Source organism: Streptomyces sp. MAR4 CNX-425 (genome assembly GCF_048656465.1).
GTDB lineage: Bacteria > Actinomycetota > Actinomycetes > Streptomycetales > Streptomycetaceae > Streptomyces.
In genome coordinates this window covers 1103791-1128652 of sequence record NZ_JBMDLF010000001.1, presented here as the reverse complement: position 1 = coordinate 1128652, position 24862 = coordinate 1103791, and the positions used below count along the sequence as shown (strand labels likewise).

Sequence of the window (24862 nt, the reverse complement as noted above, 5' to 3'; positions counted from 1 at the left end):
AGTTCCCGCTCCCCAGCAAACCCCGGGCCGCCGGAACCTGTTCCCATGTCATCCGAGACCACGACCCCCGCCGCCGGCGACCAGGCGTCCCCCGCCGCCGGCGACCAGGCGGCCTCCGCCGACCCGGGCGGCGCCGCGCCCGCCGCGTCCCCGGCCAGCCCGGCCGGCCCGGCCGACGCCCCCGTCCGGCTCACCCGGCGCGCCCGGCTGGTGCTCTTCGTCCTCTGCGCGTCCCAGTTCATGGTCGCGCTCGACTTCTCCATCCTCAACGTCGCCCTCCCCGAACTGGGCGCCGACCTCGGCCTCGGTCAGGCCAGCCTGCAGTGGGCCGTCACCGCCTTCGCCCTGCCCTCCGGCGGCTTCCTGCTCCTCTTCGGCCGCATCGGCGACCTCTACGGCCGCCGCCGGCTCTTTCTTTCCGGCCTCGCCGTCTTCGCCGTCGCGTCCGCCCTCGCCACCTTCGCCTGGAACCCCGCGTCCTTCCTGGCGGGCCGCGCCCTTCAGGGCCTCGGCGCCGCCGCTCTCGTCCCCACCGGCATGGCCTTGCTGACCACCGGTTTCCCGGAGGGCCCGCAGCGCTCCCGGGCGCTGTCCATCATGGGCAGCATCATGGCGCTGGGCTTTACCGCCGGGATGCTCCTCGGCGGCGTTCTCACCGAGGCGTTCGGCTGGCGCTCGACGATGGCGCTGCTCGCCGTCGCCGCCGTCGCCGTGCTGGCCGTGGCGCCCGGTGTGCTGGCCGAGAGCCGCCCGGAGCGCCGTCCCCGGCTCGACGTTCCCGGTGCCGTCACCGTCACCGGCGGCCTGCTCGCGGTGATCTACGCCCTGTCCACCGCCGCCGAGCACGGCTTCGGCCGTCCCGACGTGCCGGTCACCCTCGTCGTGGGTGCCGCGCTGCTCGTCGCGTTCGCGGCGATCGAGGCGAGGACCGCCGAGCCGCTGGTGTCGCTGCCGCTGCTGCGCCGCCCGACCGTGGCGTGGGGCGCGCTGGGCGGGCTGGCCACGTTCTCGATGATGAGTTCGGTCGTCTTCCTCTGCACCCTCTACCTTCAGGAGATCCGCGGCGTCAGCGCGCTCGGCACCGGGCTGGTCTTCGGCGTCATGGGCCTGACCGCCGCCGCCGGCGGCAGTGTCGCGCCGCGGCTGGTGGCCCGCTGGGGCGCCCACCGCACGCTCCGGGCGGGGCTGCTGGCGCAGGGTGTGACCACCGCGCCGCTGGTGCTGATCGGCGACTCGTCGGCGGGCCTGTGGCTGGTCACCGTCCTCGGCGCGGTCGCCGCGTTCTTCCACCTGTGGGCCATCGTGGCGTACGGGCTGACCGTGACCTCCGGGGTGCCGAACGAGCGGCAGGGCCTCGCCACCGGCGTCGTCACCAGCGCCCAGCAGCTCGGCCTGACCGTCGGCATTCCGCTGCTCAGCGCGCTGGCGGCGAGCCGGAGCGGGCTGCTCGACGGGCTGCGGCTGGGTCTGGCGGCGGACGCGGCGGTGCTGGTCGCGGTGGCGCTGCTGGTCGCGGCGGGCCTGCGGCGCGGGGCCGCACGCGCGGCGGCGTAGCGGGGGGGAGGAGGGGGGGCGGGCCCGGCGGGCGGAACGCGCCGGGCCCGCGCGCCCACGCGCCGTACGGGCCCGGAGGACGCCCGCGCCGTACGGGCCGGCCCCGCGGCTACGCCCCGTCCCCGGCCTCCTCCGCCACCACCCGCACCGGCTCCACCAGCACCGTCACGATCTTGTTCCGCCGCCCCGCCGGCGACTCCGCCGTCAGCCGCAGCGCCCGCAGCCCCGGGTCGGACCCGTCGTGCGTCACGTCGACCTCCGCCGTCGCCCCGGCGATCGGCACCCGCCCCAGCTGCTTCGCCAGCAGCCCGCCGACCGTCTCCACGTCCTCGTCGTCCAGCTCCAGGTCGTACAGCTCGCCCAGGTCGCCGATGTCCAGCCGGGCCGTCACGCGGTAGCGGCCGTCGCCCAGCTCCGCCACGGGCGGCAGCTCCCGGTCGTACTCGTCGGTGATCTCGCCGACGATCTCCTCCAGGATGTCCTCGATCGTCACGATGCCCGCCGTCGAGCCGTACTCGTCGATGACGACGGCCACGTGGATCCGCTGCCGCTGCATCTCGCGCAGCATGTCCGCGGCCTTCTTCGTGTCGGGTACGAACGCCGCCGGCCGCATCGCGGTCGACACCAGCTCCGACTCCGCCTCCCGGCTGATGTGCACCTTCCGCGCCAGGTCCTTCAGATACACCACGCCGACGACGTCGTCCTCGCTCTCGCCGGTCACCGGGATCCGCGAGAAGCCCGAGCGCAGCGCCAGCGTCAGCGCCTGCCGGAGGGTCTTGTACCGCTCGATGGTCACCACGTCCGTCCGCGGCACCATCACCTCGCGCACCAGGGTGTCGCCGAGTTCGAAGACCGAGTGGACCATGCGCCGCTCGTCGTCCTCGATCAGCGACTCCTTCTCCGCCAGGTCGACCATCGCGCGCAGCTCCGCCTCCGAGGCGAACGGGCCCTGGCGGAAGCCCTTGCCGGGGGTCAGCGCGTTGCCGAGGAGGATCAGCAGCCGCGGCACCGGCCCCATCACGCGCGCCAGCGGCAGCAGCACGTACGCGGCGGCCGTCGCCGTCACCTCCGGGTGCTGCCGCCCGATGGTGCGCGGCGAGACCCCGATCGCGACGTACGAGACGAGGACCATCGCGGCGATCGCGACCGTCAACGCCTCCCAGGTGCGGTCGAAGTGGCGCAGGCAGCCGTACGTGACCAGCGCCCCCGCGGCCATCTCGCAGCCCACCCGCGCCAGCAGCGCCACGTTCAGGTAGCGCACCGGGTCGGACGTCACCGCCAGCAGTTTCGCCGAGCCGCGCCGCCCGGCCCGTACCGCGTCCTCGGCGGCGATCCGCGTCGTACGGGCGAGCGCCGTCTCCGCGCAGGACGCCAGCCAGCCGCCGCCGACGAGCAGGACCGCCGCGGCGATCAGCCGGGCGGTCATCGCTCGGTGGGCGCCGGCGACGGGCCGGTCGCGCCGCGCTCGGCGCGCCAGCCGTCGACGATCGCCTTCTGCAGGCCGAACATCTCGGCCTTCTCCGCGGCGTCCTCGTGCTCGTAGCCGAGGAGGTGCAGCACCCCGTGGACGGTGAGCAGCTGGAGCTCCTCGTCCATGGAGTGCCCGGTGGGCGCCGCGGCGCCCTGCCGGCGGGCGACGTCGGGACACAGGACGATGTCGCCGAGGAGCCCCTGCACGGGCTCCTCGTCGTCCTTGGCGGGCGGGCGCAGCTCGTCCATGGGGAACGACATCACGTCCGTCGGCCCCGGCTCGTCCATCCACTGCACGTGCAGCTGCTCCATCGCGGCAGGGTCGACGAGGATGACGGACAGCTCGGACAGCGGGTGGATGCGCATCCGCGCCAGCGCGTACCGGGCGATGGCGAGCACGGACTCCTCGTCCGCCTCGACCCCGGACTCGTTGTTGACCTCGACGGACACGGGTCTACGCCTTGCCGTTCCTGTCGTCGCCGCCGCTGCCGTCGCCGCTTCTGACGTCGTACTTGTCGTACGCCTCGACGATCCGGCTCACCAGCTTGTGCCGGACGACGTCCTGGCTGGTCAGCGTGGAGAAGTGCACGTCCTGCACGCCGTCCAGGATGCCCTGCACCTGGCGCAGCCCGCTCCGCGTGCCGCCGGGCAGGTCGACCTGGGTGATGTCGCCGGTGACGACGATCTTCGAGTTGAACCCGAGCCGGGTGAGGAACATCTTCATCTGCTCGGGGTTCGTGTTCTGCGCCTCGTCGAGGATGATGAACGCGTCGTTCAGGGAGCGGCCCCTCATGTACGCCAGGGGCGCCACCTCGATCGTCCCGGCCGCCATCAGGCGCGGGATCGAGTCCGGGTCCAGCATGTCGTGCAGGGCGTCGTACAGCGGGCGCAGATACGGGTCGATCTTCTCGTACAGCGTGCCGGGCAGGAAGCCGAGCCGCTCGCCGGCCTCGACCGCGGGGCGGGTCAGGATGATGCGGTTGACCTGCTTGGACTGCAGGGCCTGCACCGCCTTGGCCATGGCGAGGTAGGTCTTGCCGGTGCCGGCGGGGCCGATGCCGAAGACGATGGTGTGCTTGTCGATGGCGTCGACGTAGCGCTTCTGGTTGAGGGTCTTCGGGCGGATCGTCTTGCCGCGGTTCGACAGGATGTTCTGCGTGAGGACCTCGGAGGGGGCGTGGTGGCCGCCGGCCTCGTCGTCGCGGTCGGACTTGAGCATGGCGATCGTCCGCTCCACCGCGTCCTCCGTCATGGGGGCTCCGGTGCGCAGGACGAGCAGCATCTCGTCGAAGAGCCGCTGGACGAGGGCCACTTCCTCGGGGGCGCCGACGGCGCTGACCTCGTTGCCCCGGACGTGGATGTCGGTGCCGGGGAACGCCTTCTCGATGACCCGCAGGAGGGAGTCCCCGGAACCCAGCACGGTCACCATGGGGTGCTTCGCCGGGATGCTGATGTGTGCGCGGGCCTGCCCCTCTTCGGGGCTGCGGCTTACGGGTGTCTGTGTCATGGGCCGGCCCTCGGGCCTGAGTCTCATCCCACTTCTTCGCTCGCGTGACTGGACGAGGGCCCGCCGGACGGACCACGCCCGGGGTCCCGGCGCCTGCTCCTCGCGCAGGCCCTCACGCCATCGTAACGGGGTGGGGTGCGGCTGTGGCCAGTGAGTTTCCACGACGGTACGCCAGACGTGTGGGGCCCTGGTCAGGGCCTACCGCGGTACCTCGGTGCCCGCCCGCGGTCCCGCCGCCGGCGGCGGCGCCGCCCGGAACGCCGCCGCGAACTCCGCCACCTCCCGCCGCCGGTCACCCGCCCGCCACACCAGCGCCAGCTCGCACGGCGCCAGCCCCCGCACCGGTACGGACACGACCTCCGGCCGCGGGTACAGCCGCGCGTTGCCCTCCGCCAGCAGCGCCACGCCCAGCCCCGCGCCCACCGCCTCGAACACCTCCTCCGGCGACGACGCCTCCAGCCCCACCACCGGCTCCCGCCCGCCGCGCTCCGCCGTGCCGAGCCAGAACTCCCGCAGCGGCCCCGCCGACCGCGGCAGCGCCACGAACGGCTCGTCCAGCAGCTCGGCGAAGTCCAGCGCCGCCCGCCCCGCGAGGCGGTGCCCCCGCGGCAGCGCCACCCAGCGGTTCTCCCGTACGAGGACCTTCGCGGTCAGCTCCGCGCCCACCCCCGGCACCGGCAGCCAGCAGAACGCCGCGTCCACGTCCCCGCCGGCGAGCCCGGCGGTGGGGTCCTCCCAGTTCACCAGCCGCAGCGAGACCCGCCAGCCGCGCTCCCGGAACCGGCTCAGCACCTCCCGCTGGAGGTCCCGCCCCACCGCCGTCTGCATGCCCACCGCCAGCGACTCCGCGGGCCCGGCCGTCCGCGCGGCCCGTACCGCCTCCGCCCAGCCCGCGGCCAGCTCCCGGGCCGCCGGCAGCAGCGCCGCGCCCTGCGGGGTGAGGGCGATCGCGCGCGGCAGCCGCTCGAAGAGCGGGAAGCCGAGCTGCCGCTCCAGCGCCCTGATCTGCTTGGACAGGGCGGGCTGGGAGACGTAGAGCCGCTCGGCGGCGCGGGTGAAGCTCAGCTCCTCCGCGACCGCGGCGAAATAGCGCAGATCGCGTACGTGGACGTCCATAGCCACCGGTTATAGCCGTAGGTCTTGGACGCCGCCAGGCCATTCCGCGGAGGCTTGCGGGCATGACGACGTTTTCGCACACAGTTCCGGTACGTACCCTCGGCCCCCTCGAAACCCCGGCCATCGGCTACGGCGCGATGGTGCTCTCGCCCGGCGTGTACGGCGAGACCGACGACGACCGCGGCGTCGCCGCCGTACGGGCCGCGCTGGACGCCGGCGCCACCCACGTCGACAGCTCCGACGCCTACGGCCCCGACGGCCACAACGAGCGCCTGATCGGCCGGGCCCTCGCCGGCCGGCGGGACGAGGCGGTGGTGGCCACGAAGTTCGGGCTGAGCCTCCCCGAGGGCGCCGAGGGGCGGGCGCACCCCGTCGGCTACGCCTTCGGCAACCTGACCGTCAACGCCGAGCCGCGGTACGTGCGCGGCTACGCCGAAAGCTCCCTGCGCAACCTGAACACCGACCGCATCGACCTCTACTACGTGCACTTCCCCGACCCGGCCGTGCCCATCGAGGACACCGTGGGCGCCATGGCCGAGCTGGTCGCCGCCGGCAAGGTCCGCCACCTGGGCCTGTCCAACGTCACCGCCGAGCAGCTGCGCCGCGCCCACGCCGTGCACCCGGTGGCGGCGGTGCAGGCGCAGTGGTCGATGTGGACGCCGGTCGACCCGGAGCTGCACGCCGCCGCGCGCGAGCTGGGCGTGGGCGTCGTCGCGTGGGGGCCGCTGGGTACGGGCTTCCTCACCGGCGCCGTGACCGACGTGGCCGAGGGCGACTTCCGCCGCCACATCGGCGCCTTCGACGCGGCGCACCTGAAGGCCAACCACGACCGCTTCGCGCCGCTGCGCGCCGTCGCCGCCGACCTGGGGCTCACGCCGGGGCAGCTGGCGCTGGCCTGGCTGCTGCACCAGAACGACCACGTCGTGCCGATCCCGGGCAGCCGGACGCCGGCGCACATCGAGGAGAACGTGGCGGCGGCCCGCGTCGAGCTGCACGCCGACACCCTGGCGCGGATCGACGGAATCCTCGCCGGGCTGGCCCCGGAGGGCGGGGCGCGGCTGCTGGACGGCGCGTAGGACCGCGGGCGGCGCGCGGCCGGGGAGGGCCGGCGGACCGTTCCCTCACCGGCCCGCGCCGCGGCCGGGGGCGGCGTTCCAGCCGCGGATCCTGGACTCCAGTCCGGCCAGCTCGCCACCGGCAGCCGGGTGTCCGCTGTCCCGCGGCAGCGGGGTGTCGAGGTAGAAGAGCGCCTCGTAGGGCACCTCGTCGTCCCCGCCCCAGCGGACGAGGCCGTCGCAGTCGGCGAGGATGTCCCGCACGGTCCTCTCCTGCCAGCCCAGCAGGTTGCCCCGGGTGCCCCTGGGGTACGCACCGGGGCGGATCGCGACCGCGGTCCCGGAGGCGAGGTTCGACTCCGGAGAGTCCGCGTCCAGCCGGCCGATCGGGGTCCAGCCGGTGACCTCGCCGTCGCGGAGGGTTTCGATCTCGTAGTGCCAGCGGCGTACCACGTGCACCAGCACGGTCTCGGCACGGCCGATGCGGGTGTCCAGCGTGAACCCTGTGCCGGAGACGGGACGGGTCCATACCGCCTGCCCGGCGTTCGCCTCGCTCGCGATCGGCCAGCCGTTGGCGGACAGCAGTGGGCCGCCGGCGGCCTCCGTGGGCCGGGGTGCGGCCAGCGCGGGTAATGGCCAGCCGCCGGCGGTGGCGGCCAGGGCGGCGCCGGCCGAAACCCCGCCCAGTTGCTTCAACACGGTCCGTCGTGATCTCGGCTGCTGCGTCACGATGTGATCAGGTCCTTTGCCGGAGGATTATGAGGTGAGAGAGGTGACGGCCACGGCGACACCGCAGACGCCGACCGGTAGCCAGAGGTATCCCAGCTGCTTGAGCCACGTCCGTGGGCCGCGGCTGCCCGCAGGAACGAACAGGGCGTTGAGCACGAAGGCCGCGGCCAGCGATCCAGCGGCACAGAAACCGAGCAGAGCCAGGCCGAGCCCGGCGGTCTCCTCGCCCTGCCGGGCCGGGCCCGGACCACTCCACTCCCAGGTCATCCAGAACGCCGCGAGGAACACCGGGATGACAGACACCGCCCCGGTCACCAGCCCGACGACGCGGTTGGCCGGTGAGAGGCTGAACGATTCGTGATCGCTGGGATTCGGCATGCTGTCTGCTGACTCTGCGGGGGTGGGATTACCGGCGCCTGGCGGACATCTCGCGGAACACCTTGTTGTAGTTGTCCTCGATCACGCGGTACAGGCCCATCCGCTTCTTGCCCTCGGCCACGGCGTCCGGGTTGTCGAGGGCGCCCTGGTAGCGGATGAGGAGCTTCTCGGTGTCGGCCTCGCCGGTGGTCAGTCCCGGTCGGCTCAGACCGATCGTCGAGGCGTGGTAGATGTGCATGTAGGGGATGGTGGAGACGTTGTAGGCGTCGTTGTAGTGCAGCTTCTCCCACACGGTCCAGATGTGGGCGTCGTTGCCCGCGTCACGCTTGGACGCGTCGAGAAGACCCAGGTCGATCGCGTGGTTGCGTGCCGCGATGGCGAACTTCGCGAAGATCTGGCCCACTCCGGTTGACGCGTCCCTGATCTCCACGATCTTGTCGATGAAGCGCAGTACCCAGTCCGGTGCCCCGTCGACCCCGTTGTGGTAGCCGTACACGCACGCGTCGGAGAAGGTGTCGTTGGCCAGCGGCGTGTCGACGACGTCGAAGAACTCGGTGTCGTTCTTGTGCCGCATCTCCCACAGCGCGGGGATCTGGATCAGCGTCTTGCGGATCTTCAGCATCCGGGCGAGCGACGTGATGAGTTCATCCGCGGACAGCAGGAAGTCGACGCACTGCCGGGTGGTGTAGACGGTCCGGGGGGTCACGGCGGGCTCGTACCAGCCGTGCCAGTGCTCCGGCGGGCCTTCCGGCGGGATGCCCTTCGAGGACAGGTAGTCCTGGATGGAGTCGTAGAACTCCTGCTCCCAGGAGTAGTCGAACCTCACGTCCAGATCGTCGGCGGCCGGCGGGGTGTCGAAGGTGTTCTGCCCGGCCTCCCGGCCGGAGTTGATGTTGTTGTCGATCTCGATCCGGCCGTCACCGGAGCCGAGGGTGATGGTCTTGATCTGGTCGATGGCCCAGTCCTCGGGCATCGGGAAGCCGAGGTTTCCGGAGTACCCGGAGGACATGTCGGAGACGAACGAGCTGCCGGACAGTCCTTCGGCCGCCACCCGGCTGCAGGCGTTGCGAGTGGCGTAGATACCCACCCTGTAGTAGTTGCCGGCCTGGACGATGCCCTCGTTGATACCCCGGAAGTGCGGGATGAGACCGGACGTGATCTCGTCGTCGGTGTTGTCGTAGTCGATGGCGAAGTAGATCCGGGTGCCCTTTTTGAAGCCGTGGTTCCGCGCGGCGACGGTGGCGGCGATCGCGTCGGACGTCCCCTGGGCGCGATGGAAGTAGTCCGCGTAGTTGGCCGAGGTCTGATAGATGGGGAAGCAGGAGATCCCCGCGGCCGCCATCCTGGTCAGCTCGCCCGGCTTGATGACCTTGTCCAGGTCGGTGCCGGGCACATTCGTCAGGTAACGGCCGCCGAGCTTGTAGCCGTTGTCGGACAGGGTCTTCGCGCGCGCCGAGGTGACGGTGTCCGCGCAGTCGAAAGCAGTTCCCTTGCGGGTGTCGTCGCCGTAGGACACCAGCAACGACGCCCACGTGGGATAGTCCGCGTTCCCGTTGACGTTCAGCCTGACGAAGTCCTGGAAGGTGCGGACGGTGCCGGCGAGCGTGGTGGAGTAGCTGCTGGTGAAGGTTGCGCCGGACCGGCGGTTGAACACCAGCGCGGCGGAGAACAGCCGCACCCAGACCCCGGTGTCCCCCACGGTCAGGGGGTGGCTCTTCAGACCAGCCTTGGTGCCGGGTCCGAAGTTGCCGTTGGCCACGCCGTCCGCCATGCCGATCTCGTACTGGATCGCCAGCATCAGGGCCTTCTGCACGCTGCGGGAGTAGTGGCCGTCACACGGGATGATGAAGTAGTCGGCCCTGTCGACATAGCGTCCGTTGAGCCACTGCTCGATGCCGCGAACGGTGTCCGTGCCGCCGACCGTCCTGACGTAGGGGTCCATGTTCAGCAGGCCCTTGAAGACCTTGGGGGTCAGCGTGCCGGCCGGGTACGCCGAGGCGACGCCCATGTCCCGCTGCATCTGGGTGACCGAGGATGCCACGGTGTCGCTGAAGTCCCCGTCGACGCCGCCGACGGTGCCGGTCGCCGGGTAGCCCTTACACCACAGTCCCGACTGGACTATCTTGACGATGTTGAGGGGGACCGCGACGTTGGCGTTGATCGCCGGATACCTGCTCCGCAGGGTGGACAGGGTCGTCGGGCCGAAGTTGTCGGAGAGGGCGTCGATGCCGAGTTCGTACTGAAGGGCGCGGGTTAACGCGTACATGACGGCCCACTTTGTTCGGCCGTCCTCTTCGACAGTGGGTATTCCGGGAACGCCGCCGTACGTGTTGTTGATGAACTCCTGGGCCTGGCGCACCATTTCATCGGCCATCGGGGCCTCCTCCTGCGATCGTCGCCACCGGACTGCCCGGTAGCGGATTCTGGACCGTCTTCGGCCCCGGCGGATTCGAGCTCAACGGTCGCATCTCTGGTCGGCGGCCAGTACGGGATCGGCCGCCTGGGTCAGGAGCCCTAACTGCTGGGCCCGGGCGCCGAGCGCCACTCTTCCCTTCGCCCCGAGGACCTGCATGAGGTAATGCACCCTGCGCTGTACGGTGCGATGTCCGAGTCCCAGCCGGCGCGCCACGGAGGCGTCGTCGAATCCGAAATAGAGTAGGCGGAGAATCTGCAACCCGGTGGCATCGATCTTTGGACGGGAATCCAGCATCCTGCCCTCCATTGGCAACCGCATGCGATGGAGTTGGATCGTATGGCAGTCGCCTGTCACTTGACAGTGACTTAAACCTAGCGTACCGCGCTAAAAGGTGCATTACGGGATGGCGCGAATGCGCCACATGTTCGTACGGGAACCGAGTGGATCTCTGTCGTTGCCTCAAGAGGCAATTGCGAACGGATGTCTGCGGCCGACGTCGACGCCTGGACCTGTCTGCCCCCGCCCGGCTCGTCGCCCGGGAACAGGATCGGTGCTCTACCGGTACCGCCCGGAAACGGTGGATCCACCGTTTCCGGGCGGAGTCGTCACGCGGTCGCCCTGCAGGTGGGGATGACGGTGTTGGATGAGTGGTCTATTCCCTTGGTGGCCGAACCGGACCAGTCCCCGGTGTAGGCGCCGACAAAGATGGACCGCCCCTCCTTGTAGCTCAGGTTCACGTCGCGGGTGGTCCCCGCGCCGTCCCTGTTCCAGTACCAGTAGTGGGTTGCGGAACCCCACGTGATTTGGACGTGGCCGATTGCCGAATGGCCGTCCTTGGAGTTGTCCGTCACCAGGAGGTGCTCTCCGTAGGGCTTGAACTTCGCCGTGGCCGTGCCCGCGTCTGATTTGTCGGTGCAGCCGGTTCCGGTCGGAGCCGCCTGCGCCGGACCGGCGACCGTGAGTGACACGAGCGCCAAAGCGGGCAGGATCGAGGATGCGAACGGGAACAGCTTTGCTCTCACCATTACTTCCCTCCTGGCTGAGCTTTCCTTTTACTGGGCGGCGGTCCTTGTGGGGCACTCCTTGTTTTCGCGCACCGCATAGATGTCCACGGCGCTGAATTTCGGAGCGTCCCGCACGTAGCACACCTTGTAGCGCCGGGCGTGGGCCGGATGAATGGCATCACCCGGATTGTCGACGTCGTGCAGTGAAAACCCGAGTCCCTGGTCCGCGCTCTCCCGCATGGCTGCGTCCAGTGGTTTACCCGATGCCAACGAGGGTTTCTGCGGAGCCGCGGACGATTGGTTATCCTCCTGGGCGCCGCAGCCGAGTACACCGGTCACAAGTGCCGGAGTGAGCGCCAGAAGAAGGAATCGAAACGTTCTTCTGGGGTGGTGGCTGGGGATGCTCATGTGATCCGCCCGCTCCGGGATCGGGTCCCTTTCGACTTCTTACGGCGATGACGCTATCCAGCGGGCTCGTCTGTCTGCAACGCGCCCAGCGGCATCGGCGTAATCACGCCTTATGGTGTGCGGGGCTTCTGCGGTGATGGTGCCGCTGCCGTACGGCAGCGAAAGCTTTCGGGTATCTGGCGGCCCGGCCGGAGAACCGGGTGAATGCGGCCGAGCGCATTTTCCCCCGCCGCCCGACCCCCGCGACCCGGATCGGCGCGGTCGCGGTACCGCCACGGCGGGTGCCGCGGCCGGAGCGGCGGTCGGCGCGGGGCGGCGGTCGGGGAGAATGCTCCCCATGACCACCCCTGACACCGGGCACCGCTCCGGCTTCGCCTGCTTCGTCGGCCGGCCCAACGCCGGCAAGTCGACCCTGACCAACGCGCTGGTCGGCCAGAAGGTGGCCATCACCTCCAGCCGCCCGCAGACGACCCGGCACACCGTGCGCGGCATCGTCCACCGCCCCGACGCGCAGCTCGTGCTCGTCGACACCCCCGGCTACCACAAGCCGCGCACCCTCCTCGGCCAGCGGCTCAACGACGCGGTGCGCGCCACCTGGGCCGAGGTCGACGTCATCGGCTTCTGCGTACCGGCGAACGAGAAGACCGGGCCCGGCGACCGGTTCATCGCGGGCGAGCTGGCCGCGCTGCGGCGCACCCCGAAGGTTGCCGTCGTCACCAAGACGGACCTGGCCGACCCCGACACGATCGCGGCCCAGCTGGTGGCCGTGGACCGGATGGCGAAGGACCTGGGCTTCGAGTGGGCCGAGGTGGTGCCGGTCTCGGCGGTCGAGGACAAGCAGGTCGGCCTCCTCGCCGACCTGCTGGTGCCGCTGCTGCCGGAGGGCCCGGAGCTGTACCCGGACGGCGACCTGACCGACGAGCCGGAGCAGGTGATGGTCGCCGAGCTGATCCGGGAGGCGGCCCTGGAGGGCGTACGGGACGAGCTGCCGCACTCGATCGCGGTGGTGGTGGACGAGATGGAGCCGCGCGAGGACCGGCCGGCGGACCGGCCGCTGCTGGACATCCACGCCAACCTGTTCATCGAGCGGGACAGCCAGAAGGGCATCGTCATCGGGCCGAAGGGGCAGCGGCTGCGGGAGATCGGCACCAGGGCGCGCGGGCACATCGAGGCGCTGCTGGGCACGCCGGTGTACCTGGACATCCACGTGAAGGTCGCGAAGGACTGGCAGCGGGACCCGAAGAAGCTGCGCCGGCTGGGCTTCTGAGGAGGGCGGGGCGCGCGGGGGCGCACCGGTCCCGCGCGCGTGCCGTACGAGCCGGTGGCCCCGCCGTACGCGCCGGGCCGCGCCCGTGCCGTACGAGTCCGGCCGCACACGCCCGTGCCGTACGCGCCCGCCCGTACGCGCCCGTGCCGTACGCGCCCGCGGCCCGCCCTACGCGCCGGGCCGCGCCCCGCGCGTACCGCCGCTCAGGACGGCGTGCGCGCCGACGTCAGCAGCCGCTCCACGTCCGCCCCGGGCAGCAGCAGCGCGTCCCCGACCACCGTCAGCGTCTCCCACTCCGGCGGCGTGTACGCCCCGTCCGCCAGCGCGATGCGCGCGCCGCCCAGCAGGATCGACTCCCGCCCCGCCGCCACCAGGTGCGGCGCCAGCGGCGCCAGCGTCTCGCGCAGCTCCGCCTCGAAGTTCCGCTGCTCCGCCGGGTGCCGCGCGCTCAGGTCGGGCATCCGCCCGGAGTCGGCCTCGATGGCGGCCAGCAGCGTGAGCAGCTGCTCCTCCGTGCAGTCGTCGTACCCCGCGGTGCGCACCGCGGTGACGGCCGTGCCGCGGACGGCGGGGGAGGAGGTGCCGCCGGCGTGGAGCACGGCGAGGGCGACGGCGTGCGTGGCGTCGCGCAGCAGCAGCGCGAAGCGCGTGGAGGTGGGTTCGGCGAGGGACCCGAGGCCGAAGTGCCCGGCGCAGTCGGCGCACTCGACGACGGGGCCGGCGTCGCCGCGCGGCAGCACCGGTACGCCGAGGACGGTGAACCGCCGTCTGCCGCTGCGCCGGCGGTAGTTGCGGTCGCCGCCGCAGCCGGGGCAGAAGAACTCACCGTCGGACTCGGTGTACCAGGACGTCCGCACGCCGGCGAACCGGCGGGGGATATGCGTCACGTCGACCTCCATCACGCTTCGGCAACGCTGCCGCGCTGACGTGATGCTAACCACACCGGCCGACATCGTCAGCCCTCGCGCACGTCAACCCGGTGCGAACGAGCCGCGCCCGCGCCCCTCCGCGCCCGGACGGGGGCGCGGACGGGGGCGCGGGCGCACCGCCGCGGCGGCGCCGGACGGCGGGCCGACGGCGGGCCGGGCAACGGTGCCGGACGGCGGTCCCGGACGGCGGTCCCGGACGGCGGTCCCGGACGGCGGTGCGGACCGGGTCAGCGGGACGCGCGGTTGACCGCGGAGACGACCGCCTTCAGCGACGCGCGCGTGGTGTTCGCGTCGATGCCGATGCCCCACAGCACCCTGCCGTCCACCGCGACCTCGATGTACGAGGCCGCCTGCGCGCTGGCGCCCTCGCTCATCGTGTGCTCCTGGTAGTCCAGCAGCCGCGCGTCGACGCCGATGCCCTGAAGGGCGTGGAAGAACGCGGAGATCGGCCCGTTGCCGGTGCCGACGAGGGTGGTCTCGGCGCCGTCGACGTCGGCCTGCACGGTGAGGGTGTCGACGCCGTCGCGGTCGGTCGTCGTCTGCCCGCCGCGCAGCTGGATGCGGCCCCAGGGGTTGCCGGGGTTGGGCAGGTACTCGTCGCGGAAGGTGTCCCAGATCTGCGCCGGGGTGACCTCGCCGCCCTCGGCGTCGGTCCTGGCCTGGATGATCTGGGAGAACTCCACCTGCATGCGGCGCGGCAGGTCGAGGCTGTGGTCGTGCTGGAGCACGTACGCCACGCCGCCCTTGCCGGACTGCGAGTTGACCCGGATGACCGCCTCGTACGAGCGGCCCACGTCCTTGGGGTCGATGGGCAGGTACGGCACCGCCCACTCCAGCTCCCCGACGGGCTTGCCGGCCCGCTCCGCCTTCGCCTCCATCGCCTCGAAGCCCTTCTTTATGGCGTCCTGGTGGGAGCCGGAGAAGGCGGTGTAGACGAGGTCGCCGACGTAGGGGTGGCGGGGGTGGACGCCCATCTGGTTGCAGTACTCGTAGGTGCGCCGGATCTCGTCGATCTCCGAGAAGTCGATCATCGGGTCGACGCCCTGCGAGAACAGGTTCATGCCCAGGGTGACGAGGTCGACGTTGCCGGTCCGCTCGCCCTGCCCGAACAGGCAGCCCTCGATGCGGTCGGCGCCCGCCATGAGCGCCAGCTCGGCGGCGGCGACGGCGGTGCCGCGGTCGTTGTGCGGGTGGACGGACAGGCACACGTGCTCGCGGCGGGACAGGTTCCGCGACATCCACTCGAAGCGGTCGGCGTGCGTGGAGGGCGTGGACCGCTCCACGGTGGCCGGCAGGTTGAGGATGATCTCGCGGCCGTCCTCGGGCTGCCAGACGTCCATGACGCCCTCGCAGACCTCCAGCGCGAAGTCCAGCTCGGTGTCGGTGAAGATCTCCGGGCTGTACTGGTAGCCGAAGACGGTGCGGTCGTCGAGCAGTTTCTCGGCGTACTCCACGACCAGCCGGGTGCCGTCGACGGCGATCTGCCTGACCGCGTCGCGCGAGCCGCGGAAGACGACCTCGCGCCACACGGGCGCGGTCGCGTTGTACAGGTGGACGGTCGCGCGGTGGGCGCCCTTGAGCGACTGCACGGTGCGCTCGATCAGCTCCTCGCGCGCCTGCGTCAGCACGGAGATCGTCACGTCCTCGGGGACGGCGCCGTCCTCGATGATGGAGCGTACGAAGTCGAAGTCGGTCTGCCCGGAGGACGGGAAGCCGACCTCGATCTCCTTGTAGCCCATGCGCACCAGCAGGTCGAACATGGCGCGTTTGCGCGCCGGCGACATGGGGTCGATCAGCGCCTGGTTGCCGTCGCGCAGGTCGGTGGACAGCCACCGGGGCGCGCGCGTGACGCGGTTGCCGGGCCAGGTGCGGTCGGGGATGTCGACGGCCTCGTACGGGCGGTAGCGGTGCACCGGCATGCCGGAGGGCTGCTGGCGAACGGTGGCGGCGGTGACGGGCGTACCGCGGCCGACGGTGTTACCGGGGCGGTCGGATCGACCGGAGGGGGACATGGTGGCGTGGGCTCCTTCGCGCGAGCTGGTCGTCGACCGACGGGTGGCAGCACCGGACTCCGCGGGGAGGGGGTCGGTCTACGACGGCAGACCCTCGCCGCGGCGGCTAAGAAGAAGCAGCCCGTAACGCACGATGCCGAACAATGTAGCCCAGCCCGGCGGCACCGGCCGACCAGTATCACGATGCGAGATCCCGCGCGGAGCCCGTACCGGCCCCGGCCACCCGAAATCGCTAACCATCCGCTGCGGGGAGTGACAAGTCGGTTACTTAGTGCCACATTGCCAGGCATGGATGCCACTTCACGTAACCCGGTCTTCTGCACCATCGTGCCGCCGCACATCCTGGACAGGCTGGCCCGCACCGGCGACCCCGCCCTCGCCGCCCGTGCCCGCCGCACCCTGGAGCGCGACGCCTTGCAGCGCACCCGCCGCCGTACCGCCACCGTCCGCGCCGCCGCCGCCCGCCCGGCCGCGCGCGCGGCGCGGGAGGACGCGAAGCCGAAGCGCACCGTCTACGACGCCGAAGGGACCCAGAACCTCCCCGGCACCGAGGTCCGCGCCGAGGGCTCGGAGCCCGTCGCCGACGCCACCGTCAACCGCGCCTACGACGGCCTCGGCGCCACCTTCGAGCTGTTCCTCAGCGGCTTCGCGCGCGACTCCGTCGACGGCGCCGGGCTGCCGCTGCACGCCACCGTCCACTACGGCGAGGACTACGGGAACGCCTTCTGGGACGGCGAGCAGATGGTCTTCGGCGACGGCGACGGCGAGGTCTTCCTCGACTTCACCCGCGCCGTCGACGTCATCGGCCACGAGCTGACCCACGGCGTCACCCAGTACAGCGCGAACCTGGAGTACTTCGGCCAGTCCGGCGCGCTCAACGAGTCGGTCTCCGACGTCTTCGGCTCCCTCATCAAGCAGTACGTCCAGGGCACCACCGCCGCGGACGCGGACTGGCTCATCGGCGCCGAACTGCTCGCCCCCGGCGTCTCCGGCGAGGCGCTGCGCTCGATGAAGGCCCCCGGCACGGCCTACGACGACGACGTCCTCGGCAAGGACCCGCAGCCGGCGACGATGGCGGACTACGTCGACACCGCCACCGACAACGGCGGCGTCCACATCAACTCCGGCATCCCCAACCACGCCTTCTACCGGCTGGCCACCGACCTCGGCGGCAACGCCTGGGACCGCGCCGGCCGCATCTGGTACGACACGCTGACCGGCGGCGCCCTCACCACCACCGCCGACTTCGCCGCGTTCGCCGCCGCCACCGTCGCCGCCGCCGAGGCCCGCTACGGCGACGGGGCGGAGCGCGCCGCCGTGGTCAAGGCGTGGTCGGTGGTCGACGTGCCCACGGGCACGGACGCCACCGTGCCGCGGCAGACCCCGGCCCCGGAGGGTGCCCCGCCGCCGGCGGGGTAGGCGTGGGGCATGCGCATCACCGTCACCCGCACCGGGGGCTTCGCGGGCATCCCCCGCGAGGCCACCCTGGACACGGCCGGCCGCCCCGACGCGGCCGGCCTGGAGGCCCTGGCCCACCGCGCCCTGGCCCAGGGCAGCGCCGCCCCGCCCCCGGGCGTACCCGACGGCTTCGCGTACCGCGTCACCGCCGGCGGCCGCACCGCCCACTTCGCCGACCCCCGGTTGACCGACGCCCAACGCGCGCTCGTACGGACCGTCCTGAAAGAGGGCGCCTAGCCGCCGCCCGCACTCACTACCCGCGCCCGATCCACGATCTCCCGCAGCCTCGCGTCGAAGACGGCGCCGGCGTCGTCGGTGATCGAGGCGAGCGCGACCATGCTTGTCGTGATCACGTCGCACAGCTCCTTGCAGAGGTCGTCGACCGTATGAGTGCTGCCCTTGCGCGGGTTCGTGCCGAGCACGCCGTGTACGGCTTCGGCGACCTCGCCGAACTCTTCCCCGATCTTGAGGATGCGCAGCAGGCGTGCGGTCTCCCCCGCGACGGGACTCTCCCTGTCCAGCCACTCGCAGAGCGCCTCGACCGTTTCCCAGGTGTCTTTCTTCTCGGTCCTCGTGATCGGGGTCAGAAGAGTGAAGCCACGTCGCGGGTGGAAGGGAAGAAGCAGGGGCGGAGGCGAATCCGAGGGTGAGGAGGACGAGGACGCCGGTGAGGATGGCGGCGTAGGCCAGCTCGGGGATGCGGCCGTTCACGAGGCGCCCTCGGGAACGTCGAGGTCTGCCCACACCCGCTTGCCCCACGGCAGCGTGTCGACGCCCCATGCGGTAGAGACCGCGGCGACCGTGGCCAGGCCCCGCCCCGATTCGTCGTCCACGTCGGCGTCGATGAGCGTCGGCGGGGTTCGGGAGAGGTCGACGACCGCCACCCGGACCCGCCGGGGTCCGACGCGGGAGACCCGGACGATCACCGCCGCCAGGCGCGCGTGCCGCACCGCGTTCGTCACCAACTCGCTGATGACGAGGCACGCCGCGGCGTCGGCGGCGTCCAGCGACCAGACGCGCAGCGAGGTGGAGACCAGCCGCCGGGCCCTGGCCACCGACATCGCCGTGCGCGGCAGGGTTTCGCATCGGACCGGTGGAGTCGCGGCGGACGGCACGGCCATCGCGCTCACACCCCCTCCCGGCCGCCCGGGGTGGAGCGGAACACCTCGGGCGAGGGCATGACGGACTCGTGCAAGGTGGTTCCGTCCGGCGCGTCGTCCTCGTGGGGGCGGAGATCATCCACGCGTGCCGTCCATCCCCGGCCGCCGCCGGGCGGGCACAGGTGGTAGACGGGTGCACCGGTGTCCTCGGGGAGGGCGATGACGATGCCGGTGCGCTGCCCGGGGACGTCGTAGACGACGTCTCCCCGTCGCGGTGCCCAACCGGCGGCCACCTCGGCCGGGGACCGGTGGCGAGCCTTGTCCTGGGGTGTGCGTTTCGCTGCGGTCACGCGACGGAAAGTATTCTCCCCGTCACACAGAATTATGACTCAGCGGAATAGCCCCTGCTCGTCGAGGTGAAATCGATGCGACATACGGCGTAGCCGTTCACGCGTGGACGCTCTCTCCGCGTAGATGATCTTCCGGAGAGTGGCGCGGCCGATGGGGTGGTTGCGCACCAACTCGGGTGCCAGCCGCTCGGCCTCCACCAGTTCCTGCAGCGCCTTGTCCCGGCTGCCGTCCCAGAGGAAGGCTCTGGAGAGGTCCATGTGATGGTGGCCCCGGCGAGAGTTCGGCAGGGCGTCGATGTGCCGCTGATCGGCTTCGTCGTTCAGCCGCAGCGCTTCGGACTGGTTGGCCATCTCCAGTTGGACGCTGATCGCGTGGATCTGCACATTGCCGGTGGAGAACGTCAACGTGGCGCGGTCGTGGATCGGCGGACCCGTATAGGCGTCCACGTGGGCGCCGGCCTCGCGGGCGAGGCTGATGCGGTGCTCGGCCTCGGCCTTGTTGTTCGCCCGGGCGGCGGAGACCGCGGCTCGCAGTTGCAGAGCCCCCCAGAGACGTACCGCAAGCTGGTCGTGCCGGTCGTAGTCGTCCTGGACGTTGCGCAGCGCCCGGTCGGCCAAGGCGAGGGAATCGGACCAGTCCGCGGTGGCCCACATGTCCCACACCCGCATCCAGTCCGCGACGGCGGGCATGAGGGGGTCGCCGGACAGCCTGGCGGACCAAGCGGCGCGCTCGCAGGCCATGGCGACCAGTTCAGGATGGCCGAGCGCGTGCGCGGCCGTGTGGGCGAACTTGCAGCAGATCGCGTAGACGCCGTACGCCTCTTCCCGCTCATGCCCGTGGGAGACCTCGGCCAGCGCCCGGGCCTCGCGGAACATGTCCGGCAGGCTGCTCAAGACCGCAACGTTGGCGGCGGCGTCACGCAGTCGGTGCAGGCGCCTCATGTCCTGCCACAGGGCGTTCGAACCCCGCGGAGTGCCCGTGAACACCGGGGGGAGGTCGTATCGGCGCAGCTCCCGCAAGATCGACGCAGCGGCCACCTGCCACCGGGCTTCCCCCGCGGCGACCTCGTACGGCCGGTCTATCAGTTCGTTCGGGTGACAGTGAAGCGCGGCGGCAAGCTGGTTGATCAGCGCCGTGCGGTCCAGCTCCAGGCGTCCGTTCTCGACGCGGGACAACCACGCCTGCTTCTTGCCGACCGCCGCGGCCAGATCGGCCTGCGTCATTCCGAGCTGAAGACGTCGCCGCTTGATACGGCGCCCGATCGCCTCCTGCTCTTCCAGCGGGTAGGGCACAAGGACTCCGTTCATACCTCGACACCCAGAACGGTACCCGGCCGGACCCGGGGCAGCAGCCCGTAGCCGTTGTTCACCACACGTGGCGGAGGGGCCGGCCCCGGCCGGGCCGCGTACCTTGCCGTCCGCGGGCGGCCGGCGCGCAACGTGCGTTCGTGCGGGCGGTGTTGACAACGGCGCGCGGGAGTACTCCCGGGGGAGTAAGGGCCGCCTCAACACACCCCGCGCAGTAAGGCGGGTTTGGCACCCGGGAGCGAAGAACCGGGGCCGGTCCCCGGGGGAAGCTGGGGCAAGAACAGCTACTTCCCGGAGGGAGAGCCCCTATGGGCGCCGTATCCGCACCACCTGAAGGGCCGCCCGGCACGGCCACCCGGCCCAGGCGCCGATGGATACCGTGGGCCGTGCTCGGCCTGTGGATCGCGGTCCTCGCCATCACCATGCCGTTCGGCAGCAAGCTCGGCGAGTCGACCCGCGACCGGGCCGTCGACTATCTGCCGGGCAGCGCCGACTCGACCCAGGTCGCCGAGATCGTCGCGGACATGCCCGGCGGCGACACCCTCGACGGGATCCTGGTCTACCAGCGCGACGGCGGCGTCACCGCCACCGACCGCGAACTCGCCACGCGGGACGCCGGTGACATCGCCGGCGCGTACGAGCTGGCCGGGGGCCGCGCTCCCCAGGTGGTGCCGTCCGAGGACGGTACGACCCTGATGGTGCCGTTCTCCATCGTCGGGCTGCCCGACGAGGACGCCCAGCTGGAGACCGTCGAGGGGATCCGCGACGAGCACGTCGCGGATCCCCCCGAGGGCCTGTCCGTCGAACTCGGCGGCCCCGCCGGCATCCAGGCCGACTCCGAGGCGGTCTACGAGCAGGTCGACGGCACGCTGATGTACGCCACCGCGGGCATCGTCACCATTCTGCTGATCATCACCTACCGCAGCCCGTTCCTGTGGCTGCTGCCGCTGGTCTGCGTCGGCGTCGCGGCCATGACCTCGATGGCCGTCGTCTACGGCCTCATCCAGGCGTTCGACCTGACCGTCAGCTCCATGAGCTCGGCGATGATGACGGTGCTGATCTTCGGCGCGGGAACGGACTACGCGCTGTTGCTCGTCGCCCGCTACCGCGAGGAACTGCGGCGCACCCCGGTGCCGCAGGACGCGATGTTCCGGGCCGTGCGCAGGTGCGGCCCGGCGATCCTCGCCTCGTCCGGCACGGTCGCGGCCGGTCTGGTCTGCCTGGTGGCCGCCGACCTCAACAGCACCGCGGGCCTGGGCCCGGTCGGCGCGGTGGGTGTGCTGTGCGCGCTCGCCGTGATGCTCACCCTGCTGCCGGCGCTGCTGGTGCTCTTCGGCCGGCGGGTCTTCTGGCCGCTGATCCCCGCCTACGGCAGCGAGGCCAAGCGGCGCGGCTTCTTCGACCGGATGGGCACCTCGGTGGGCCGCCGCCCGGTGCTGATCCTCGTCAGCGGCACGGTGGCGCTGGGCGCGCTGGCGCTCGGCACGCTCAACCTGCCGGGCAACCTCAAGCAGGAGGACGCCTTCATCGACAAGCCCGAGTCCATCACGGCGATGGAGAAGCTGAAGGAGGCGTACCCCGAGCAGGGCGCGCAGCCGATCGTCGTGATCGCGAACGCGGACCGGGCGGACGAGGCGCTGTCCACCACCCGGAACGTCGAGGGCATCGCCTCGGCCGAGGTCTCCCGCTCCGGCGGCGGCCACACCGAGATCACCGTCTTCGCCGCCGACCCGCCGCAGTCCGCGGGCGAGGACCGGGCGATCAACGACCTGCGCGGCCAGCTCGACGAGCTGGAGGGCGCCGACGCCGTGGTCGGCGGGCTCAGCGCCGAGGCCATGGACCTGGCCGAGGCCAACTCCAACGACCGCAAGCTGATCATCCCGCTCACCCTCGCCGCGGTGCTGCTCATCCTCATCGTCCTGCTGCGCAGCCTGATCGCGCCGCTGGTGCTGACGGTCGCGGTGGCCGCGTCCTGGGGTGCGGCGATGGGTATCGGCGGCCTGGTCTTCGAGCCGGTGATGGGCTTCTCCGGCATCGGCGGCGAACTGGCGCTGCTGACCTTCGTCTTCGGGGTGGCGCTCGGTGTCGACTACGGCATCTTCCTGCTGCACCGGATGCGGGAGGAGGCGGTGAACGGCGCGGACACCCGCACCGCGGCGCTGACCGCGCTGCGCCGCACCGGCGGCGTGATCGCGTCCGCCGGGGTGGTGCTGGCGGCGACGTTCGCGGCGCTGGCGACGATGCCGATGGTGATGATGTTCGAGATCGGCTTCGTCATCGCGGTCGGCGTGCTGCTCGACACCTTCCTGGTCCGTACCTACCTGGTCACGTCCGCGAGCTGGCTGCTGGGCAAGCGGATCTGGTGGCCCGGACCGCTGGCGAAGCGGGTGGAGACCCCGCCCGCGGAGCCGGAGAGGGAGCCGGAGCCGGAACCCGCGGGCGCGGCGGCGCGGTAGCGCGCTCGCGCGGCCCGTACCGCCCGGCCCGGTACGTCCCGCCCGCCCGGCACGTCCGGGCGGGCCGGGCGGAGCCGGGCGGTACGGCCCACGAACTCCCCGGCCGAGTGGCGGCTCCCCCCGTGGCTGCCACCCGGCCGGGGCACCGCCGTTTCCGGGCGGCGGACAGGTACCCAGGGGTTCCCTGCCGGGAGCCGTAGGCGAGGATGGTTTCATGCAGTCAGCGTTGACCCGGCTGAAGCGGCTGGAGCGGCCGACGCGCGCGGATCTCCGCGTCCCCGCGGTGGTCGGCGTGGTCGTCGCGGGCCTGGCGCTGTTCGGGAAGGTCGAGGAGTCGGCGCACCGGCCCGACGCCCTGGGCTGGCTGCTGCTGTTCCTCATGGTGGCGGTGCTGGCCTGGCGCCGGCACTACCCGCTGGGCGTCTTCGTGGTGTCCTTCGTGCCCGAGGCGCCGTACCACATCCTCGACAACGTCCACACCGCGCCGACGCCCACGATCATGGTCGCGGTCTACTCCCTCGCGGTCGCCGGGCCGCGGGTGCGCACCCTGGCGGTCACCTCCGGGCTCCTCGTCGCCGCGGTGGTCATGCTGACGCTGCGCGACATCGACCAGGCCACCGAGTTCCTGCGCACCTCCGGCTGGGTCATCTCCGTCGCGCTCTTCGGCGAGGCGGTACGGGTCCACCGCAACTACGTCGGCGCCATCGTCGAACGCGCCGAACGGGCCGAGCGCACCCGCGAGGAGACCGCCGCCCGGCGGGTGGCGGAGGAGCGGCTGCGCATCGCCCAGGACCTCCACGACCTGCTGGCGCACAGCATCACCCTCATCGGCGTGCAGACCTCGGTGGCCGCGCACCTGCTGGTCGCCGACCCCGACCGGCTGGACCGCGCGGCGCTCGCCGACGCGCTCGACGGCATCGCGGGCACCTGCCGCGACGCCCGCGTCGAACTGCGCACCACGCTGCAGGTGCTGCGCGCCGGGGACGCCGTGGAGGGCACCGGGCCGCCGCCCGGGCTCGCGGGGCTGGACGACCTGGTGGAGGCCGCGCGCGCCGGGGGCGCCAAGGTGCACCTGGACGTCGCCGACACCGCCCGCGACGTGCCGCAGGGGGTGGGGGCGGCGGCGTACCGGATCGTGCAGCAGTCGCTCACCAACGCCGTGCAGCACGCCGGGTCCGCGGTGCAGGTCCGTATCGCCGTCACGTACGACGAGGGGGCCGACGCGCTGCGCATCGCCGTCGTCGACGACGGGCCGGAGGGCGGCCCGGCGGGCGCGGCGCCCCCGGGGCTGACGAAGGCCCCGGCGGCCGCGGCCGAACCCGCCCGCTCCGGCTACGGGATCGTCGGCATGCGCGAGCGGGCCCGCACCGTCGGCGGCACGCTGGAGGCCGGCCTGCGCGGGGACGCCGCGGGCTTCGCGGTCACCGCCGAACTGCCGTGCGCGGCGACAGCGGCCGGGGCGGGCGGCGCGGCCGGGGCGGGCGAGGGCGCCGAGGGGATCGAGACCGTCGACGCAGACGCCCCCGCGGGCCCCGGCGCCGACCGCACCGGGGCGCGTACCGCCTTCACCGACAGGAGCCGCACCGCATGACCGCGCAGCCCATCCGCGTCCTGCTCGCCGACGACCAGACCCTGGTGCGCAAGGCGTTCACCATGCTCGTGGACTCCGCCCCCGACATGGAGGTGGTCGGCGAGGCGGGCAACGGCCGCGAGGCCGTGGAGCTGACCCGCAGCGAGCGCGTCGACCTGGTGGTGATGGACCTGCGGATGCCCGAGCTGGACGGCATCGAGGCCACCCATCTGATCGCCGCCGACGAGGACCTCGCGGGCGTACGGGTGCTGGTGCTCACCACCTACGACACCGACGAGCACATCATGGCCGCGCTGCGCGCCGGTGCCTCCGGCTTCCTGGTCAAGGACACCCAGCCGGCCGCGCTGCTGGAGGCCATCCGCACCGTCGCCGCCGGCGACGCGCTCCTCTCGCCCGGCCCCACGGCCCGGCTCATCGAGCGGCTGGTGCGGCTGCCGGAGGCGCCGCAGCCGTCCGCGACGCACAGCGGCGGGGCGGCGCTGGGAGCGCTGTCGGAGCGGGAGCGGCAGGTGCTCATGCTGGTGGCGCGCGGGCTGAACAACACCGAGATCGCCGAGTCGCTGGCGCTCTCGCCGCTGACGGCCAAGACCCATGTGAGCCGGATCATGGGCAAGGTGGGCGCGCGGGACCGGGCGCAGTTGGTCGTCATCGGCTACGAATCCGGGCTCATCACTCCCGGATCTTCCTCATCTTCCGGATGAAACTGACGTATCACACGTAGGATGTCCCTCCTTGTGCGTACGATACCGCCATG

The 24862-nt window shown here is 72.0% G+C and carries 24 protein-coding genes; 8 read left to right on the top strand and 16 right to left on the bottom strand.

All coding sequences use genetic code 11. The features are described from left to right. The first annotated feature begins 45 nt into the window (after nucleotides 1–45). The gene (locus ACHZ99_RS04930) at nucleotides 46–1554 is read left to right on the top strand and encodes an MFS transporter (RefSeq protein WP_420303069.1); all 1509 of its coding nucleotides are present in this window, start codon (nucleotides 46–48) and stop codon (nucleotides 1552–1554) included. Between the two features lie 109 nt (nucleotides 1555–1663). Here the strand turns inward: ACHZ99_RS04930 and ACHZ99_RS04925 are convergent, their stop codons facing one another. The 4 genes from ACHZ99_RS04925 to ACHZ99_RS04910 all read right to left on the bottom strand — a co-directional run bounded on the left by ACHZ99_RS04925 (nucleotide 1664) and on the right by ACHZ99_RS04910 (nucleotide 5647). Beyond that, the gene (locus ACHZ99_RS04925; protein WP_420303068.1) at nucleotides 1664–2980 is read right to left on the bottom strand and encodes a hemolysin family protein; all 1317 of its coding nucleotides are present in this window, start codon (nucleotides 2978–2980) and stop codon (nucleotides 1664–1666) included. Beyond that, the gene (ybeY, locus tag ACHZ99_RS04920) at nucleotides 2977–3474 is read right to left on the bottom strand and encodes an rRNA maturation RNase YbeY (protein WP_420303067.1); all 498 of its coding nucleotides are present in this window, start codon (nucleotides 3472–3474) and stop codon (nucleotides 2977–2979) included. Before ybeY ends, ACHZ99_RS04925 begins: the two co-directional genes overlap by 4 nt. A gap of 4 nt (nucleotides 3475–3478) precedes the next feature. Beyond that, nucleotides 3479–4531, bottom strand: coding sequence for a PhoH family protein (locus ACHZ99_RS04915; RefSeq protein WP_420303066.1), 1053 nt, complete (start codon nucleotides 4529–4531; stop codon nucleotides 3479–3481). A 198-nt stretch (nucleotides 4532–4729) separates the two neighbouring features. Further along, a complete protein-coding gene (locus ACHZ99_RS04910) occupies nucleotides 4730–5647 on the bottom strand; it encodes a LysR family transcriptional regulator (RefSeq protein WP_420303065.1) in 918 nt (305 codons plus the stop codon). A gap of 62 nt (nucleotides 5648–5709) precedes the next feature. On the opposite strand from ACHZ99_RS04910, the gene ACHZ99_RS04905 reads away from it, so the two are divergent. After that, nucleotides 5710–6723 carry an aldo/keto reductase gene (locus ACHZ99_RS04905; protein ID WP_420303064.1) on the top strand — a complete coding sequence of 338 codons (1014 nt, stop codon included), beginning with the start codon at nucleotides 5710–5712 and terminating at the stop codon, nucleotides 6721–6723. A gap of 45 nt (nucleotides 6724–6768) precedes the next feature. Here the strand turns inward: ACHZ99_RS04905 and ACHZ99_RS04900 are convergent, their stop codons facing one another. From ACHZ99_RS04900 to ACHZ99_RS04875, 6 genes are all read right to left on the bottom strand, one after another. Then, nucleotides 6769–7401 carry a hypothetical protein gene (locus ACHZ99_RS04900; RefSeq protein WP_420303063.1) on the bottom strand — a complete coding sequence of 211 codons (633 nt, stop codon included), beginning with the start codon at nucleotides 7399–7401 and terminating at the stop codon, nucleotides 6769–6771. Nucleotides 7402–7458: 57 nt separating this feature from the next. Beyond that, nucleotides 7459–7809, bottom strand: coding sequence for a hypothetical protein (locus ACHZ99_RS04895; protein ID WP_420303062.1), 351 nt, complete (start codon nucleotides 7807–7809; stop codon nucleotides 7459–7461). A gap of 28 nt (nucleotides 7810–7837) precedes the next feature. After that, the gene (locus ACHZ99_RS04890) at nucleotides 7838–10183 is read right to left on the bottom strand and encodes a glycoside hydrolase domain-containing protein (protein WP_420303061.1); all 2346 of its coding nucleotides are present in this window, start codon (nucleotides 10181–10183) and stop codon (nucleotides 7838–7840) included. An 81-nt stretch (nucleotides 10184–10264) separates the two neighbouring features. Further along, a complete protein-coding gene (locus tag ACHZ99_RS04885) occupies nucleotides 10265–10519 on the bottom strand; it encodes a DNA-binding response regulator (protein ID WP_420303060.1) in 255 nt (84 codons plus the stop codon). A gap of 311 nt (nucleotides 10520–10830) precedes the next feature. Then, nucleotides 10831–11250, bottom strand: coding sequence for a hypothetical protein (locus tag ACHZ99_RS04880; protein WP_420303059.1), 420 nt, complete (start codon nucleotides 11248–11250; stop codon nucleotides 10831–10833). Nucleotides 11251–11277: 27 nt separating this feature from the next. After that, a complete protein-coding gene (locus ACHZ99_RS04875) occupies nucleotides 11278–11637 on the bottom strand; it encodes a hypothetical protein (protein WP_420303058.1) in 360 nt (119 codons plus the stop codon). A gap of 337 nt (nucleotides 11638–11974) precedes the next feature. Here ACHZ99_RS04875 and era point away from each other — a divergent pair, with 337 nt between their 5' ends. After that, on the top strand, nucleotides 11975–12904 hold the full coding sequence (era, locus tag ACHZ99_RS04870) for a GTPase Era (RefSeq protein WP_420303057.1): 930 nt from the start codon (nucleotides 11975–11977) through the stop codon (nucleotides 12902–12904). A gap of 203 nt (nucleotides 12905–13107) precedes the next feature. Here the strand turns inward: era and ACHZ99_RS04865 are convergent, their stop codons facing one another. Both ACHZ99_RS04865 and leuA read right to left on the bottom strand, forming a co-directional pair. After that, complete coding sequence (locus tag ACHZ99_RS04865; RefSeq protein ID WP_420303056.1) at nucleotides 13108–13803, bottom strand: TerB family tellurite resistance protein; 696 nt, start codon at nucleotides 13801–13803, stop codon at nucleotides 13108–13110. 257 nt (nucleotides 13804–14060) lie between these two features. Next, the gene (gene leuA / locus ACHZ99_RS04860) at nucleotides 14061–15845 is read right to left on the bottom strand and encodes a 2-isopropylmalate synthase (RefSeq protein WP_420303055.1); all 1785 of its coding nucleotides are present in this window, start codon (nucleotides 15843–15845) and stop codon (nucleotides 14061–14063) included. Nucleotides 15846–16133: 288 nt separating this feature from the next. On the opposite strand from leuA, the gene ACHZ99_RS04855 reads away from it, so the two are divergent. Continuing rightward, nucleotides 16134–17264, top strand: a complete 1131-nt coding sequence (locus tag ACHZ99_RS04855) for a M4 family metallopeptidase (RefSeq protein WP_420303054.1) — start codon at nucleotides 16134–16136, stop codon at nucleotides 17262–17264. A gap of 9 nt (nucleotides 17265–17273) precedes the next feature. After that, the gene (locus ACHZ99_RS04850) at nucleotides 17274–17540 is read left to right on the top strand and encodes a protealysin inhibitor emfourin (RefSeq protein ID WP_420303053.1); all 267 of its coding nucleotides are present in this window, start codon (nucleotides 17274–17276) and stop codon (nucleotides 17538–17540) included. Here the strand turns inward: ACHZ99_RS04850 and ACHZ99_RS04845 are convergent. The 4 genes from ACHZ99_RS04845 to ACHZ99_RS04830 all read right to left on the bottom strand — a co-directional run bounded on the left by ACHZ99_RS04845 (nucleotide 17537) and on the right by ACHZ99_RS04830 (nucleotide 20061). After that, nucleotides 17537–17725: a hypothetical protein gene (locus ACHZ99_RS04845; protein WP_420303052.1), complete on the bottom strand. Its 189-nt coding sequence runs from the start codon at nucleotides 17723–17725 to the stop codon at nucleotides 17537–17539. The genes ACHZ99_RS04850 and ACHZ99_RS04845 overlap by 4 nt on opposite strands. 285 nt (nucleotides 17726–18010) lie before the next feature. After that, nucleotides 18011–18364, bottom strand: a complete 354-nt coding sequence (locus ACHZ99_RS04840; protein ID WP_420303051.1) for an ATP-binding protein — start codon at nucleotides 18362–18364, stop codon at nucleotides 18011–18013. 65 nt (nucleotides 18365–18429) lie between these two features. After that, complete coding sequence (locus ACHZ99_RS04835) at nucleotides 18430–18753, bottom strand: hypothetical protein (RefSeq protein WP_420303050.1); 324 nt, start codon at nucleotides 18751–18753, stop codon at nucleotides 18430–18432. Nucleotides 18754–18792: 39 nt separating this feature from the next. Then, complete coding sequence (locus ACHZ99_RS04830; RefSeq protein WP_420303049.1) at nucleotides 18793–20061, bottom strand: helix-turn-helix domain-containing protein; 1269 nt, start codon at nucleotides 20059–20061, stop codon at nucleotides 18793–18795. Between the two features lie 386 nt (nucleotides 20062–20447). Here ACHZ99_RS04830 and ACHZ99_RS04825 point away from each other — a divergent pair, with 386 nt between their 5' ends. The 3 genes from ACHZ99_RS04825 to ACHZ99_RS04815 all read left to right on the top strand — a co-directional run bounded on the left by ACHZ99_RS04825 (nucleotide 20448) and on the right by ACHZ99_RS04815 (nucleotide 24809). Next, on the top strand, nucleotides 20448–22517 hold the full coding sequence (locus ACHZ99_RS04825) for an MMPL family transporter (protein WP_420303048.1): 2070 nt from the start codon (nucleotides 20448–20450) through the stop codon (nucleotides 22515–22517). A gap of 214 nt (nucleotides 22518–22731) precedes the next feature. Further along, a complete protein-coding gene (locus ACHZ99_RS04820) occupies nucleotides 22732–24108 on the top strand; it encodes a sensor histidine kinase (RefSeq protein WP_420303047.1) in 1377 nt (458 codons plus the stop codon). Next, entirely contained in the window at nucleotides 24105–24809 is a 705-nt protein-coding gene (locus tag ACHZ99_RS04815) for a response regulator (protein WP_420303046.1), read from the top strand. The genes ACHZ99_RS04820 and ACHZ99_RS04815 overlap by 4 nt, the downstream gene beginning before the upstream one ends. The last annotated feature ends 53 nt before the right edge of the window (nucleotides 24810–24862 follow it).